Origin of the sequence: Actinoplanes hulinensis (genome assembly GCF_019429605.1) — a bacterium.
Taxonomy (GTDB): Bacteria; Actinomycetota; Actinomycetes; order Mycobacteriales; family Micromonosporaceae; genus Actinoplanes; species Actinoplanes campanulatus.
This window is the reverse complement of record NZ_JAHXZI010000005.1, coordinates 66298-80690: the sequence shown is the minus strand read 5'-3', so window position 1 is coordinate 80690 and position 14393 is coordinate 66298. Positions and strand designations below refer to the sequence as shown.

Here is a 14393-nt window from a genome sequence, read left to right as displayed (position 1 = left end):
CGCCGGAAGGAGACAACGCGACATGACGGCATCGCTGCTGGATCCGGCGGCCCGCGAGTGGAAGGAGACGCTCCAGCACGTCGGTCACGACATGTACCACGTGCCGGACTACGTGGTTCTGGACGCCCGGCTCTACGGCGGGGCGCCGGCCGCGTTCCACTACGAGAGGCACGGCCGGCGGGTGCTGATCCCGCTGATCCTGCGGGAGATCCCGGACTCCGGGCTGCGGGACGCGATCTCCCCGTACGGGTATCCCGGCCCGGTCGGCCGCGGTGACCCGGTGTTCTGGGACCAGGCGTGTGCGGCGTTCGTCGCGACGCTGCGGGAGGAGGGCATCGTCTCGGCGTTCATCCGGACGCACCCGCTGTTCGACGCGCCCGCGCCGGTCCTCTCCGCGCACGGCGCCCTGGTCCTCCACGGCGAGACCGTCTCGATGGATCTGACCGTCTCCGAGGAGGAGATGTGGAAGCAGACCCGCAGTGACCACCGCAACCACATCAACCGGGCGAAACGTGCGGGCACCGAGATCGTGTTCGACGACTGGAGCCGGCTCGGCGAGTGGGTCGACGTCTACCACGACAACATGCGGCGGGTCGGCGCGACGTCGTACTACTTCTTCACCGTCGAGCACCTGACGGCGCTGCACGACGCGGTCGGTGACCGGATGCACCTGGTCGTCGCGCTGGAGGACGGCGAGGTGGTGGGCGGCAACACCTTCTTCTCGTACGACGGGATCGCCACCGGATACGTCTCGTCCACCCGGCGGGCGCCGAAACGGTACGCCGACGAGCTGCTCTACGACTCGGTGCGCCGCTGGTGCAAGGAGCGCGGCGACCGGGTGTTCCACCTGGGCGGGGGCAAGGGCGGCGCGAACGACTCGCTCTTCTCGTACAAGGCGGGGTTCTCGCCCAGCCGGCACCCGTTCCACACCTGGCGCGTGGTCGCCGACCCGGCGGCGTACGAGGACCTGGTCCGCGAACGCAAGCCCGGCGCCGACCCGGCCGACCTGACCACCACCTTCCCGTCCTACCGCTGAGGAGCATCGTCATGCGGATCACCTGCGTCGGCGGCGGTCCCGCCGGCCTGTACTTCGCGACGCTGGCGAAGCTCGCGGACCCGGCGAACGAGGTCACCGTCCTGGAGCGCAATCCGGCCGGGGTCACCTGGGGCTGGGGTGTCGTGTTCTGGGACGACCTGCTCGACGACCTGTTCGAGTACGACCCGGTCAGCGCCGGGCGGATCTGGGACGCCGCCTACAAGTGGGACGAGTACGCGGTGCGGGCCACCGGCAAACCGGACACCCACCTGGCCGGCTACGGGTTCAGCCTGGGCCGGCACCGGCTGCTGGAGATCCTCGCCGAGCGGGCCGTCGAGCTCGGTGTGGACATCCGGTACTCGGACGAACTGGCCGACCTGTCCGATCTGCCGCCGTCCGACCTGATCGTGGCGTGCGACGGGGCACGCAGCCGGATCCGGGAGGCGCACGCCGAGCACTTCGGCGCCGAGGTGGAGGTCGCCCGGAACCGCTACATCTGGCTGGGCACGCCGAAGGTGTTCGACACGTTCACCTTCGGGTTCGAGGAGACCGAGGCCGGGTGGATCTGGTTCCACGCGTACCCGTTCGATTCCAAGACCAGCACGTTCATCGTGGAATGCACCCCGGAGACGTGGGCCGGCCTGGGCTTCGACCGGATGGACGCGCGTGCCGGGACGGCCCGGCTGGCGGAGATCTTCACGAAGCATCTGGACGGCGCCGAGCTGATCGACCATCGGGCCGAGGTCGGCGGCACCGGCTGGCTGAACTTCCGCCGGGTCACCGCCCAGCGCTGGGACCACGGGAACATCGTCCTGATGGGAGACTCGGCGCACACCACCCACTTCGCGATCGGCTCCGGGACGAAGCTGGCCATGCAGGACGCGATGGCGCTGGCGGACGCCGTCGCATCCGGCGACGATCTGCCGGTGGCCCTGGAACGCTACGAGCATCGCCGCAAGGCGGCGCTGGCGCCGTTGCAGAAGGCGGCCCGGGCGAGCAGCGCGTGGTTCGAGCGGATGCCCGAGTACGCGAGTCTTCCGGCCAAACGTTTCTCGTACGCGCTGTCGAACCGGCGCGGCGAATATCCGACGTGGCGTTACCTGCTGCACATGGCGACGCAGAGCACGGTCCCCCGCACGCTGCTGCGGTGGACGTTGAGCGCGCGCCGGGCCGGCCGGGCCCGGCGCCGGCCCACGACGGCCCAGATGGCGACGCGACAGGCGATACCGCATACGGCGTGACACCCGACCGAAGGGATGACCGATGGCCGAAGGCGCCCTGCTGCACCCCGGCGACCCGGCGTGGACCGAGGCGCTGCGGCGTGTCCACCACGACGTCTACCACCTACCCTCCTACGTGACGCTCGACGCCCGGCTCTCCGGGGGTACGCCGATCGCGTTCCGGTACGACGAGATGGGCCAGGTGTTACTGCTTCCCCTGGTGCTGCGCGACGTGCCGGGCACCGGTTTACGGGATGCCGTCTCCCCGTACGGCTACCCCGGGCCGGTCAGTGACGTGCCACCGTCGGAGACCGGGTTCTGGGAGCGGGCCACCCTGGCGATGGCCGGTGTGCTGCGCACCAACGACGTGATCAGCGTCTTCGCCCGGCTGCATCCGCTGCTGCCGTCGGCGGCGGCCGTGCTGGCCGGCACCGGGACGGTCGTCCACCACGGGGAGACCGTCTCGGTGGACCTCACCCTGAGCCCCGAGCGGCTCTGGCAGGAAACCCACCGGAGCCACCGCAATCAGATCAACAAGGCGGGCCGGGCCGGGGTGGAGATCGTCGTCGACGACTGGGGGCTGCTCGACGCGTGGGTGGAGACGTACCACGCCACCATGCGGCGGGTCGGCGCCACGGCGTTCTACTTCTTCGACCGGGATCACTTCCAGCGGCTGCGGGAGGCGCTCGACGGGCACGTCCACCTGGCCGTGGCGCTGCGGGACGGGGAGGTGCTGGGCGGGAACCTGTTCTTCGCGTACCGGCGGATCATGCAGACGCATCTCCAGTCCACCCGGGACGGGCAGATCTGGTGGGCGGACAAACTGCTCTATCACGAGGTACGGCGGTGGGGCCGGGAGCACGGCAACCTGGTGCACCATATCGGCGGCGGGGTGGGCGGGGCGGACGACTCGCTGTTCCGCTACAAGGCGGCCTTCGCGTCCGGGCGCCAGGACTTCCACACGTGGCGGATGGTGACCGACCCGGTCGCGTTCGAGAAGCTGGCCGGCACCCCGACACCCGACCTCATGTCAGGACGATTCCCTCCGTACCGATGATTTGGCATCATATCGGACATGAGGCCGGAGACGATCGACGAGTACACCGAGCTGAACGACCGGATCCTGGCCCGGCACCGGGTCAGCCGGCGGGCGGCGCTGCGGGCCGCGCTGACCGGCGGCGGTCTGGTGTACGCCCAGTACCGGCTGGCCGGTGCGGCGTTCGCGGCCGGCGGGGGCAGGGCCGGGCGGGCGGGGGTGGTGGTCTCCGGCCGCCACCTGTCGTTCGTCCCCGGGGCCGACGGCGTGCCGCGGCGGGCGATGGCGGTCACCGCTCAGCTCGTGAGCAGCACCGGCAAGCTGCCGACCGGGCTACGGGCGATCGTCGAGGTGGGCACCGCGCCGGGCGGCTACGGCGCGACCTTCCCGGCCGAGATCCGTCACCTGACCGGCAGCGACGCGATCATCGGCGGCCCCGTGTGCAGCCAGTTCTACGTCAAGGCGGTGATGGACCGGCTGACGCCGGGCGCCGTGCACCACTACCGGATCCGCCTCTCCGACGGCACCGTGACCGGGGACGCCCACTTCACCGCCGCCCCCGGGCCGGCGGCCGCCCGGTTCTCCGCCGGGTACGGCACGGTGGCCGCGCCGTTCACCTTCACCGCGTTCGCCGACGTCGGCACGCACACGGCGCCGACCGACCCGCGGCACTCCTGGCATCAGCAGCCGGCCGTGGTCCGCCGGGCCGGAGGCGCCTGGCCCGCCGCCGTATTCGACAACAACTCCTACCTGAGCACCGATCCGGTGGCCGGGGCCGGTGGCGCCGATCCGTGGCCGGCGGTCACCCAGGTCGATCTGATGCGCACCCAGAATCCGGTGTTCGCGCTGCTCGCCGGGGACATCTGCTACGCCAACCCGAGTGGCCAGGGCCTGCCCGCCGACGACAGCATGGCCATGTCCCGCACCGCGCCGACCGGAAAGAACCTCTTCAACCCGTACGTGTGGGACGTCTTCCTCAACCAGATCGAACCGCTGGCGGCCTTCGTCCCGTGGATGTTCACCACCGGCAACCACGACATGGAGCCGATCCACGGCGACCACGGCTACGGTGGCCATCTCGCCCGGCTGGACCTGCCCGGCAACGGCCCTCAAGGCTGCCCGTCGGCGTACCGGTTCGTCTACGGCAACGTCGGCTTCCTGGCCATCGACGCCAACGACCTGTGCGCCGAACTCCAGACCAACACCGGCTACTCGGGCGGCCGGCAGGTGCGCTGGGTGGAGTCGGTGCTGCGGGAGTGGCGGTCCGGGACCACGGTCGACTTCATCGTCGCGTTCTTCCACCAGTGCGCCTACTCGACCTCGGACAAACACGCCTCCGACGGCGGTGTCCGGGACGCCCTCGACCCGCTCTTCTCGAAGTACCGGGTGGACCTGGCCATCCAGGGCCACAACCACCAGCTCGAACGGACCGACCCGATCCGGTTCGGCCGTAGGACCCGCTCCGCACCGGACGGCTCCACGATCCGCCCGGCCGACGACGGCGTCACCTACATCTGCGCCGGCGCCGGCGGGCGGCCCCGCTACCCGTTCCGCCCGGCGCCCGGCCCGGAGGCGCCGGCCCCGCCCGGTGTGAAGCCGTCCGGCGCGCACACGCTGCCCGAGGGTGAGCGCTACCGCGGCTACCGGCCGAGGAATCCGGAGAACAACACGGAAAGCGTCGACAACAGCTACGTCTGGTCCGGTGCGACGACGGTGATCGGCAAATCAGGACAAAAAGCGGGGGTACGGGTCCCGGAGGCGATCGACTGGTCGCAGGTCCGCTACGACGCCTACGCCTTCCTGGCCGTCGACGTGGTCCCGGCCGCCCCGGGCGGGACCACCACACTGACCGTGCGGACGCTGGCCGACGCCCTGCCCGGCACCAAGCAGCCCTGTACCGAGATCGACCGGATCACCCTCGCCCGGATCGCCGGCCGCGGCATGGTCACGGTCGCCCACTGACCGCGTACCGCTCCACCAGGCCGGCCAGGATGTCCCGCGTGCGGTGCAGGTCCGCCATCTGCGCCTCCACCCGGCGCAGTTCCTCGCCCAGCCGGCCGGCCAGCCACGGCGTACGGATCGCCTCGTCGGCCACGCACGGCAGCACGTCCCGGATCGTGGCGGTGGACAGCCCTGCCGCCAGCAACGTCCGGATCAGGCCCACCCGCTCGGTCGCCGCCGCCGGGTAATGCCGCTGCCCGCCCGTGCCGCGCTCGCTGCCGAGCAGCCCCTGCTCCTCGTAGTACCGCAACGACCGCGCGCTGGCGCCGGTGGCGGCGCTGAGTTCCCCGATCCGCATACCTGTCTCCCGGCTCACAACGCTTGACCCTCACATCAGTGTCAAGTCTTAGCGTCACCCCATGGCAACGACAACCGCCCACCGCTCTCCCGCCGCCGGCCCGCTCGGCCTGGCCGCCGCGAACGTCCCGTTCACGCTCGCCGGGCTGGATCTGCCCACCCGTTTCGTGATGGCGCCGATGACCCGTTTCCGCTCCCCCGGCGGCGTGCCCACCGCGGAGGTCGCCGACTACTACCGTCGCCGGGCCGAGAACGGCGTCGGCCTGATCGTCACCGAGGGCACGCTGGTCGGCCACCCGAGCGCGAGCCACGAGACCACCGTCCCGCGAATGACGGCGGGCGCGGCCGAGGCGGGCTGGCGCGGCGTCACCACGGCGGTCCACGCCGTGGGCGGCCGGATCGCCGCCCAACTGTGGCATCTCGGCAGCGAGCGCCGCCCGGTCGACGGTGTCGAGGCGTGGACCCCGTCCGGGGTGGGCGGCCACGCCATGTCCACCGCCGACATCGACACCATCGTGGCCGCCTTCGCCGAGTCGGCCCGGGTAGCGGCCCGCGCCGGGTTCGACGCCGTGGAGATCCACGGCGCCCACGGCTACCTCCTGGACGAATTCCTCTGGCCGGCCACCAACCACCGCACCGACGCCTTCGGCGGCTCCCCCGCTCGCCGTGCCGCGTTCCCGGCCGAGGTGATCCGAGCGGTCCGCGCCGAACTCCCGGTGATCTTTCGCTTCTCACAGTTCAAAGAACGCGACTACCAGGCCCGCATCGCCCAGTCCCCCGCCGAACTCGCCGACATCCTCACGGTGCTCGCGGACGCCGGCGCCGACGCCTTCCACGCCTCCCAGCGCCGTTTCTGGGAACCGGCCTTCCCCGGCTCCCCGCTCAACCTGGCCGGCTGGGCGAAGAAGCTGACCGGCCGCCCGTCGATCACCGTCGGCTCGATCGGCCTGACCAGCGATTTCCCGCAGCTCTCCCGCCTGGCCGAGGGCCTGACCACCGGCGAGTACGACCTGGTCGCCGCAGGTCGGATCCTGCTCGGCAACCCCGCCTGGGCCCGCCTGGTGACCGAGAACCGCCTGACCGAGATCCGCGACTACGACAAGTCCCACGAGGACGTCTACTTCTGACGTGCCTCATCCGGTAGGGACTCGAAACACGAACTGTTTCCTCGGGGGCAAGGGATGACCCAGCCGGTATGCCCAGCCCGGAGATCAACCACAGGTCATTTATAGACTTCGATGTTTCGATGCGGTTTCCCCCAACGGCAGAAGGAGGAACCCATGCAGGACAACGAAGCCTTCGTGCGCGAGGTGCACGACAAGGGCCTCGCCTACGACCTACCCGTCATGACACGGCGGCGGATGCTGTCCACGATCGGCGGGGCCGGCGCCCTGGCCGTGGCCGGTGGCGCAGAGCGTCACCAACCTGAGCCGGGTCACCCTGGCCAGTGACATGGTGTTCGGTGACGACCTGGCCGCCACCCAGATGGCGACCGTGACCGGATCGGTGTCGGCCGGCTACGTGGCGAACCTGACCATCACGGTTCCCTAGAAGCGGTCACCGGCGCAGCACGCCGTGCGGGTCCAGCACGTACTTGCGGGCCGCCCCCTGGTCGAACTCCTGGTACCCCCGCGGAGCCTCGTCCAGGGGGATCGGCGTGGCGTTGACGTTGCGCGCGATCCGCACCCGGTCGTGCAGGATAGCCATCATGAGCTGGTGGTTGTACTTCATCACCGGACACTGGCCGGTGACGAAGGAGTGCGACTTCGCCCAGCCCAGGCCGAGCCGCAACGACAGCGAACCGGTCCGCGCGGCCTCGTCCACCCCGCCCGGGTCACCTGTCACATACAGACCGGGCACGCCGATCGCCCCGCCCGCCCGGGTGAGGTCCATCAGCGAGTTCAGCACGGTGGCCGGCATCTCGGTCGACGAGTCCCGCCCGTGTCCCCGGGCCTCGAACCCGACCGCGTCGACAGCCGAGTCGACCAGCGGCTGCCCGATCGCGGGAGCCGCCCGCCCGAGGATCTGCTGCACCTGCTCGACCGGGTCACCGTGCGCCACGTTGATCGTCTCGCACCCGAAGCTGCGGGCCTGCGCGAGCCGCTCGTCGTTGAGGTCGCCGACGATGACGACCGCCGCGCCGAGCAGGAACGCCGAGGTGGCGGCGGCCAGCCCGACCGGTCCGGCGCCGGCGATGTAGACGGTGGAGCCGGTGGTCACGCCCGCGCTCACACAGCCGTGGTAGCCGGTCGGGAAGATGTCGCTGAGCATGGCCAGGTCGAGGATCTTCTCCATGGCCTGGTCACGGTCCGGGAAACGGAGCAGGTTCCAGTCGGCGTACGGGACCATCACGTACTCCGCCTGGCCACCGACCCAGCCACCCATGTCGACGTACCCGTACGCTGATCCGGGCCTGTCGGGGTTGACGTTGAGACACACGCCGGTCTTGCGCTCCTTGCAGTTGCGGCACCGGCCGCAGGAGATGTTGAACGGCACCGACACGATGTCGCCGACCCGGACGAACTCCACGTCGGGTCCGACGTCCACCACCTCACCGGTGATCTCGTGCCCGAGGACCAGGCCCTCCGGAGCGGTGGTCCGGCCGCGGACCATGTGCTGGTCGCTGCCGCAGATGTTGCTGACCACGGTCTTGAGGATCGCTCCGTGCGGGGTCCGGCGGCCCACGTTCTCCTTGTTGACCCCCGGCCCGTCCCTCATCTCGTACCCGGGGTAGTCGATGTCGTGCACCTCGACCCGTCCGGGGCCCTGGTAGACAACGGCTCTGTTGCCCATGGCGCCTCCTTCACTAGTCACGGCCAGTCTCATCCGCAGCGTGACGTGAAGAAAACCCTCAGTAGTGACAAATGATGCCTAGACGGGCCGCGGCCCGTACTTGCCCTCCAGTTCCGTAATCAGCGCCGTGTCCTCGAAATTCAGCCGGCGCTCGTCGTAGCGGGCATCGTCGCCGGTGTCCCAGACATACACGGTCACGTTACGCAGCGGTGCCAGCTCGCTCGTCCAGATCACCTTGGTGGTCTCCTCCGCCACCGGCCCGAGATCGGCGCCCTCCCGAACGCCGACGCTGGCATCCAGTGACTTCCCGGCGGTGATGTTGTTCTGATAGCTCAGCGTCGTCCGCACAACATCGGGATTCTCCGCCAGCACCGCCTCCATCCGTTGCGTGATGGCGTTGTTCGCCTCCCGGGTCTCCGGGCTCTGAGCGCAGCCCGATATCCCGAGAATCAGCAGCATGACTGCCAGCGGTATCCAACGGCGGTTCACGGGGGCTCCTGTCATGGTTCGCGGCTCAACTCGAAGACGCGGGAGGTCACAGCCGCGTCGCCGGAGGGAAGGAAGGCGGAGGCACTGTTCCGGAAGCCCACGACCGACGGGTGCGTGCTCCCGTCGAGGTTCCGGCCGGCCGGAAGGTAGGACTCGGTCGTTCCGTGATTGCCCTCGAAGGTTCCATGCTGGTCGCCGAAGGTCACGGTGGTCCGGTTAGGGCGGTCGGGATTGTCGGCGGCGTCGAGGTGCGGCACGATGTCGTTCTTGTTCTCCAGGGAGAGCACCTGAACGTCGTCCGGAACCTCGATGCGGCCGACCGGCGAACCGGCCGTCACCACGTGGGTGACGTTGAAGTCGAAGTCCGCGGTTCCCCGGTCGTGCGCGGCCTGCATCGCCACCATGCCACCCTGCGAATGCCCGACCAGCATCACGGGATCGGTGCTACTGGCGCCGGCCTGCTGCAGCGCCATCGCGATCGCGCGTTCCCGGGCGGTCACGTCGCCGCCGAGCACGTGCACATTCGTGCCGAGGTCGTTCAGTTCACGGTTGAATCCGTCGGTGGGCAGGTTCCAGTCCTTGGTACCGGGCAGGTTCACGACGAACGACTTCGTACCGTCCGGACCGGCGATCTGCTTCACGTCGATCCGGTCCGGCTGCCCTTCGGTCACGGTGCGGTTCTGATGATCGAGGCCCTCGAAGATGTCGCCCAGGTTCCTCGGCACCGCCTGTGCGCGATTGTCGATGCCCTCGACCTCGGTGACCCTCGGCGTGCCGTCCGGGTAGAGGCCGGCGATCAGGTCGGCGCCGCCCTTCACGTCGGTGACCACCGCGCCGCCGGAGAGCAGGTTCAGCAGCCCCGGCGCCCCGCCCACGACCGCGTCCACGATGCCCGGGTGGTCGGTGATGATCCGCTGGAACGAGCCCGGATCCTCGATCAGCCCGGTCACGATGCCCGGGTCGGTGATCAGCAGCCCGGCGATCCCGGCCGGCAGCGTCACCGGCGCCATCGCTCCGGCGCTCCACCGGACCGCGTCGATCAGGGCCGCCCCGGCGGCGTCGGTGGCCTCGTACGACGCCGAAGCCGCCCGCAGCCCCACCGCCCGTACCCCGAACTCGGCCGCCTGCCCGCTCAGCCCGCCGGGTCCGTCGAGCGCCTCCACCAGCGCCGCCTCGAAGCGGGCCGCGGTGATCGGCGACAGCACCGCCGAGGCGAGAACGTCCGGGTCGGCGGCGACGGCGTGGCAGTCCACACTGATCCGTCCCAGGGTGAGGGCCAGGTCGTCGCTGCCGCGGGCCAGCATGTCCAGGTCCGCGTAGTCGGCGCTGACCCCGCCCGCGCCACCGGTGATCTCCGGTTCAGCCATGGGAGGCCTCCAGCACGGTGGTCAGTGCCGGGGCCAGCCAGCTCGGGAAGTCGGCCGCCTCGACCGGCTCGAACCGGACCCTCCGGCCGGGCAGCGGCCGCATCCCGGTCCACCGGTCGCCGGTACGCAGCCACACCACCCGCCCGGCGAGCACGCCGGAGTTCGGCGCCCGGCCGGTGACCAGCGCCGACAGCGTCCCGTGGGTGACGGCGCGGGCCCGGGCCACCGGTCCCGTCGTGTCCCGTGGCAGCCAGGTGAACCAGGCCGGATCCGGCTCCCGCAGCTCGTCCAGCGGCACGGTCCCGGTGAGCACCGAGGCCGGGTTGAGCACCGACAGCACCGAGGCCGGCTCGTCGGGTACGGCCCGCAGCAGCTCCCGCCCGATCTCCACGGCCGGGAAGAGGGACAGTTCGGCCCGGTCGCCGGGCAGCGCGAACAGGCTCGCCCCGAACATCCCGGCCAGCGCGTACCAGCCGCGCAACGCCCGCCCGTCGATCCCGGCCTCGACCCGCACCGCCGCCACCGGCCGGGCGAGCACACCGAGGTTCACGGCGAGCGCCTCGACCGCGGGCGGGCCGGAGACCACCGGACGGCCGGAGTCCGTGACGATGCCCGGCGGCAGCGCGAGCCCCAGCTCCCGGGCGTAGCCGAGCAGTTCGTCGCCATCGAGGACGAGCCGCCGGGCCGCCGTCACAGCGCTCCCTCACCGCGCATGAACCGCCCCACCTCGAGCCACCGGATGTCACCGGCGGCGGGCAGGTTGTCCGGCCGGACCGGCCAGTTCACCCACGGCGGCTCGGTCAGCCCTCGCCGTAGCGTGCGCCCGGCCGCCTCGATCAGGTCGTCGGCCCGGTCCACCAGGCTCTTCCCGGTGTCCACGAACCACTGGCGGGTCTCGCGTTCGATCCGGGCGATGTCGGCGATGATCTGCCGGACGCTCTCCGCGTGCTCGGCGAGCAGAGCGGCCGCGTGTTCGATCTCGGCGGCCTGCCGGTCCACTTCGGCCCGGTCCCGGCTGAGCCGCTCCCGGTAGGCGGCGGCCCCGTCGGACACCCACTCGGCGGCGTGCCCGCGCGCCTCGTGGGTGGCCGCCTCGTCACGGATCCGTGCGGCCCTCTCCCGGAGCCGGGCGGCCAGCCGGTCGAGCTCGTCCGGGTCCCCGTACAGCCCCATCGCGCCCACCTCCCAGCATGACGTCTCGCTGGGGTCTACGCCGGGCGCCCGGTTTCCGTTCAGAGGCGCCGCGAAGTCGGCACCACCATCCGGGCCCCGAGCGAGTGCGCGATCAGCACGCCCGCGGCGGCCACGAAGACGATGTCCTTGATGATGTACTGCGCCTCCAGCGTCGGCCGGAAGTTCACGAACAGGTCGGCCGGGAACAGCACCAGCGGCGACATCATCCCGGCCAGCACCGGCAACAGCAGCGTCAGCCCGGCCCGCAGCGCGATCCCGCTGATCAGCACCACCCCGAGGGCGACCTCCACCAGGGCGGTTCCGACGACCGCGGCCCGCCCGCCGATCAACCCGAACGTCAGCAGATCCACGGTCCGCATCACCAGCGCCTCGGCCGGTGACGCTCCCGGGACGAATTTGAGGTTCCCGAACATCACCAGGATCATCCCGAGCGAGATCCGCAGCGCTTCCGGGCTGCGCGCACCCAGCCATGCGGCGATCCGCACCCGCATCGGGATCTCCTCACCGACTCGTACCAGCTCACCGACGCTCATGACGCCTCCCCTCCGGACCTTCGCGCGTCTGCCGCGCTCTGCCCTTAACGATCCGGCGGCGGCTTTCGCCGACGAATCCGCCGCCGCGCGTCGCTCCCGCCGCGTGAGTCCGCTCACCCCGCTGCCTCCGCTTGAACCCCATTCCCGGTACGCCTACAGCGCCCCCAGAAGCAGAATCAACGCCCCGCCCGCGCCGAGCGACCACCTGCACCCTCCAGGCCGTAACGCCCGCGTCCGGCCGATGCGGCCCCTCACCCACCATCCGTCCACAAACGAGGACAAGCAGCCGATCTTGCGCAGCTGGCTCCCAGAGCCGTCTCACGCCCCGAGACAGCGCTCACGGCCGGCCGGGGGTGAGGGTGAGTGGGCAGCTCAGCCCGGCGGGCGCGGCAAAGGCGTGCGTGGGCAGACGCTCGCGGGTATTCCACGGCAGAGCACCAGGGGCGTACCGGAAAGGGGCGTGAGGGAAGGTCCTGGATGGAGTGACGCGGGGTGAAAGACGTCCCCGGCCGACGGGCGGCCGGGGACGTGGGCGGAGCGAGGCTGGTCAGGCGGTGTGGGTGAGGACACCGCCGCGGGTGGGGGCCGGTTCGGTCTCGGCGAGGGCGACGCGGGTGCGGACCGGTTCGCGGGGCAGGGGTGCGGCGCCGGCTCCGGCGGTGGGGCGTGGGCGGCGCGGCTGGAGGCGGCCGGCGCTGCCGCCCCGGCCGGGGTAGATGAGCAGGCCGTTGACCGGGTCGGGGACGGCGTCGAGGGCGGCCTGGACGGCGGGCAGCTCGCGGAAGGCGGGCCAGGCCTCGGCGTCCTTGAAGGCGATCTCCAGGAGCAGGCCCCAGCGGAACGGATGCCACGCCCACTGCTGGGCGCCGTGGGACACCGCGGCGGACAGCAGGACCTGCTCGTGCGAGTCCCGCCATCGCTCGGCGGACGACAACGGCCCGTCAAGGATCTCGATCGACCACCATTGCAGACTCATATCGACCACCGCCGCAGCTCACCGTGCCCCCGATGCTACTGCGGCGGATCGGCGAGGTGGGCGGATCCGGCACGTTCACGGCCGAGGTTGGCACCCATGACGACGGCGGCCGGCGCCCCTCCGGCGTTGCTCCTGATCATGTGTTCGTTCCTCCGGGTGGGGGAACGCCGGGTCGCGTCCCGGCCACGAGGTTCGCCGGCCTGGAGGGGCGTGTGTGGTGAATCGAACGACTGCTAGGCCGCGTGCCGTCCGGAACGCCGCGGGGCGGCCGGGAGAGCGGCACGCCGGTGGGCGCGCCGCAGGCCGTTCCGGGCCGGCCTGGCGGTGCGGGCCTCGGGCAGTTGCGGGCCGGCCCAGGAGGGGATGGCGCCGGGCGGGCTCAGGGTGCGGTCCGGGGGGACCCACAGCGGCTGCGGGGTGATCGGCGAGCCCCACCACATGATCGTCCCGTAGCCGCGGACCAGTGGCGGCTGGAGCGCCGGCCAGTACGCCTCGGCGGGGATGGCCAGCCGCCATGTCTCGGCGGGCACCAGCGCCAGCCCGGCCCGTGGCGGCGGCACCATGACGGCCGTGCCGGCGGGGGCGAACGCGGGCTCGTCGCCGGCGGGGGCGACCGCGGCGGGCGCCGAGGCCAGCACGATCGCCGAGCCGACGGTGACCGCGCCGGCGGCCAGGGCGGCCCACTCCCAGCCGGGGCGGACGGTGTCGCCGATCAGGGTGAGCGCGATGATCGACGGCAGCACCACCTCGCCGGTCCAGTGGACCGCGGTGACCCGGCCGACCTCGCCGCCCTGGAGGGCGCTGGCGTAGAGCAGCATCCCGGTCAGCGCGAACAGGATCATGGTCCAGGTGACCGGCTCGGTGACCACCGCGACCACGGCGGTGGACGCCTGCCGCATCTCCTCGTCGGGGAACTGGAGGGCACGGCCGGAGATCGCCGCGCCGCCGAGGGAGAAGCCGCCGATCATGGCGATCAGGCCGGGCCGGCCGGTCCTGGTGGCGCCCCAGCCGAGCGCCCACAGGCACAGCAGCGCCGCGACCAGGCCGATCCGCACCCGCGTGGACGGCAGCATCTCGTGCTGCTGCCCGGCGGAGAGCGCCAGGACGCCGAGGGCGGTGGTCGTGCAGACGATGGCGGCCACGTCACGGCGGCGCAACTTGGAGCCGAGGAACAGCCACGCGCCGACGGCGGTGACCGCGAGCGAGCCGGCCAGGACCGACTCGACCACGTAGACCGCGAGGTGCTGGAGGGCGACGATCGCGCCGACCCAGGCGACGATGTCGAACCCGATGCCGATCAGGTAGAGCGGGTGACCCAGGGTGCTGACCGTGCTGTGGCTGCGCTTGGCGCCGACGGCCTGGAGGATCGATCCGGTGGCGTAACTGAACGCCCCGAACATCGCCATCCCCAGCGCGAACCAGCTCATGGAGGTCATCGCCCAACCCCCACA

The 14393-nt window shown here is 71.4% G+C and carries 15 protein-coding genes; 6 read left to right on the top strand and 9 right to left on the bottom strand.

Going from position 1 to position 14393, the window contains the following annotated elements; all coding sequences use genetic code 11:
* Positions 1-22 precede the first annotated feature (22 nt).
* From KZ829_RS10945 to KZ829_RS10930, 4 genes are read left to right on the top strand one after another with little or no spacing between them, the layout of a single operon-like run.
* Positions 23-1036, top strand: coding sequence for a GNAT family N-acetyltransferase (locus tag KZ829_RS10945; RefSeq protein WP_220143738.1), 1014 nt, complete (start codon positions 23-25; stop codon positions 1034-1036).
* A gap of 11 nt (positions 1037-1047) precedes the next feature.
* Positions 1048-2277 carry an FAD-dependent monooxygenase gene (locus KZ829_RS10940; protein WP_220143737.1) on the top strand — a complete coding sequence of 410 codons (1230 nt, stop codon included), beginning with the start codon at positions 1048-1050 and terminating at the stop codon, positions 2275-2277.
* A gap of 22 nt (positions 2278-2299) precedes the next feature.
* The gene (locus KZ829_RS10935; RefSeq protein WP_220143736.1) at positions 2300-3313 is read left to right on the top strand and encodes a GNAT family N-acetyltransferase; all 1014 of its coding nucleotides are present in this window, start codon (positions 2300-2302) and stop codon (positions 3311-3313) included.
* Positions 3314-3331: 18 nt separating this feature from the next.
* Positions 3332-5254 (top strand): purple acid phosphatase family protein, encoded by a 1923-nt coding sequence (locus KZ829_RS10930; protein ID WP_220143735.1) that lies wholly within the window; start codon positions 3332-3334, stop codon positions 5252-5254.
* Here the strand turns inward: KZ829_RS10930 and KZ829_RS10925 are convergent.
* Positions 5238-5591, bottom strand: a complete 354-nt coding sequence (locus KZ829_RS10925) for a MerR family transcriptional regulator (RefSeq protein ID WP_220143734.1) — start codon at positions 5589-5591, stop codon at positions 5238-5240. The genes KZ829_RS10930 and KZ829_RS10925 overlap by 17 nt on opposite strands.
* Positions 5592-5652: 61 nt before the next feature.
* Between KZ829_RS10925 and KZ829_RS10920 the strand changes: the two genes are divergently transcribed.
* Positions 5653-6717 carry an oxidoreductase gene (locus KZ829_RS10920; protein WP_220143733.1) on the top strand — a complete coding sequence of 355 codons (1065 nt, stop codon included), beginning with the start codon at positions 5653-5655 and terminating at the stop codon, positions 6715-6717.
* A gap of 153 nt (positions 6718-6870) precedes the next feature.
* A complete protein-coding gene (locus tag KZ829_RS10915) occupies positions 6871-7041 on the top strand; it encodes a hypothetical protein (RefSeq protein ID WP_220143732.1) in 171 nt (56 codons plus the stop codon).
* 106 nt (positions 7042-7147) lie between these two features.
* Here the strand turns inward: KZ829_RS10915 and fdhA are convergent, their stop codons facing one another.
* From fdhA to KZ829_RS10875, 8 genes are all read right to left on the bottom strand, one after another.
* Positions 7148-8383: a formaldehyde dehydrogenase, glutathione-independent gene (gene fdhA / locus KZ829_RS10910; protein ID WP_246635443.1), complete on the bottom strand. Its 1236-nt coding sequence runs from the start codon at positions 8381-8383 to the stop codon at positions 7148-7150.
* Between the two features lie 78 nt (positions 8384-8461).
* Positions 8462-8842, bottom strand: coding sequence for a hypothetical protein (locus KZ829_RS10905; RefSeq protein WP_220143731.1), 381 nt, complete (start codon positions 8840-8842; stop codon positions 8462-8464).
* A 41-nt stretch (positions 8843-8883) separates the two neighbouring features.
* On the bottom strand, positions 8884-10239 hold the full coding sequence (locus KZ829_RS10900) for an esterase/lipase family protein (RefSeq protein WP_220143730.1): 1356 nt from the start codon (positions 10237-10239) through the stop codon (positions 8884-8886).
* Positions 10232-10933: a hypothetical protein gene (locus KZ829_RS10895; RefSeq protein WP_220143729.1), complete on the bottom strand. Its 702-nt coding sequence runs from the start codon at positions 10931-10933 to the stop codon at positions 10232-10234. The genes KZ829_RS10900 and KZ829_RS10895 overlap by 8 nt, the downstream gene beginning before the upstream one ends.
* Positions 10930-11412 carry a hypothetical protein gene (locus tag KZ829_RS10890; RefSeq protein WP_220143728.1) on the bottom strand — a complete coding sequence of 161 codons (483 nt, stop codon included), beginning with the start codon at positions 11410-11412 and terminating at the stop codon, positions 10930-10932. The genes KZ829_RS10895 and KZ829_RS10890 overlap by 4 nt, the downstream gene beginning before the upstream one ends.
* Before the next feature lie 59 nt (positions 11413-11471).
* The gene (locus KZ829_RS10885) at positions 11472-11966 is read right to left on the bottom strand and encodes a DoxX family protein (protein ID WP_220143727.1); all 495 of its coding nucleotides are present in this window, start codon (positions 11964-11966) and stop codon (positions 11472-11474) included.
* A 547-nt stretch (positions 11967-12513) separates the two neighbouring features.
* On the bottom strand, positions 12514-12942 hold the full coding sequence (locus tag KZ829_RS10880; protein WP_220143726.1) for a hypothetical protein: 429 nt from the start codon (positions 12940-12942) through the stop codon (positions 12514-12516).
* Positions 12943-13175: 233 nt separating this feature from the next.
* Positions 13176-14378, bottom strand: a complete 1203-nt coding sequence (locus KZ829_RS10875) for a DMT family transporter (protein ID WP_220143725.1) — start codon at positions 14376-14378, stop codon at positions 13176-13178.
* Positions 14379-14393: the final 15 nt, after the last annotated feature.

Excerpts from the sequence above, each read along its gene's own strand:
- KZ829_RS10920 (WP_220143733.1), top strand. The coding sequence starts at position 5,653 with ATGGCAACGACAACCGCCCACCGCTCTCCCGCCGCCGGCCCGCTCGGC.
- KZ829_RS10905 (WP_220143731.1), bottom strand. The coding sequence starts at position 8,842 with ATGCTGCTGATTCTCGGGATATCGGGCTGCGCTCAGAGCCCGGAGACC.
- KZ829_RS10945 (WP_220143738.1), top strand. The coding sequence starts at position 23 with ATGACGGCATCGCTGCTGGATCCGGCGGCCCGCGAGTGGAAGGAGACG.
- KZ829_RS10875 (WP_220143725.1), bottom strand. The coding sequence starts at position 14,378 with ATGACCTCCATGAGCTGGTTCGCGCTGGGGATGGCGATGTTCGGGGCG.
- KZ829_RS10900 (WP_220143730.1), bottom strand. The coding sequence starts at position 10,239 with ATGGCTGAACCGGAGATCACCGGTGGCGCGGGCGGGGTCAGCGCCGAC.
- KZ829_RS10935 (WP_220143736.1), top strand. The coding sequence starts at position 2,300 with ATGGCCGAAGGCGCCCTGCTGCACCCCGGCGACCCGGCGTGGACCGAG.
- KZ829_RS10885 (WP_220143727.1), bottom strand. The coding sequence starts at position 11,966 with ATGAGCGTCGGTGAGCTGGTACGAGTCGGTGAGGAGATCCCGATGCGG.
- KZ829_RS10930 (WP_220143735.1), top strand. The coding sequence starts at position 3,332 with ATGAGGCCGGAGACGATCGACGAGTACACCGAGCTGAACGACCGGATC.
- KZ829_RS10940 (WP_220143737.1), top strand. The coding sequence starts at position 1,048 with ATGCGGATCACCTGCGTCGGCGGCGGTCCCGCCGGCCTGTACTTCGCG.
- KZ829_RS10880 (WP_220143726.1), bottom strand. The coding sequence starts at position 12,942 with ATGAGTCTGCAATGGTGGTCGATCGAGATCCTTGACGGGCCGTTGTCG.
- fdhA (WP_246635443.1), bottom strand. The coding sequence starts at position 8,383 with ATGGGCAACAGAGCCGTTGTCTACCAGGGCCCCGGACGGGTCGAGGTG.
- KZ829_RS10915 (WP_220143732.1), top strand. The coding sequence starts at position 6,871 with ATGCAGGACAACGAAGCCTTCGTGCGCGAGGTGCACGACAAGGGCCTC.
- KZ829_RS10925 (WP_220143734.1), bottom strand. The coding sequence starts at position 5,591 with ATGCGGATCGGGGAACTCAGCGCCGCCACCGGCGCCAGCGCGCGGTCG.
- KZ829_RS10890 (WP_220143728.1), bottom strand. The coding sequence starts at position 11,412 with ATGGGGCTGTACGGGGACCCGGACGAGCTCGACCGGCTGGCCGCCCGG.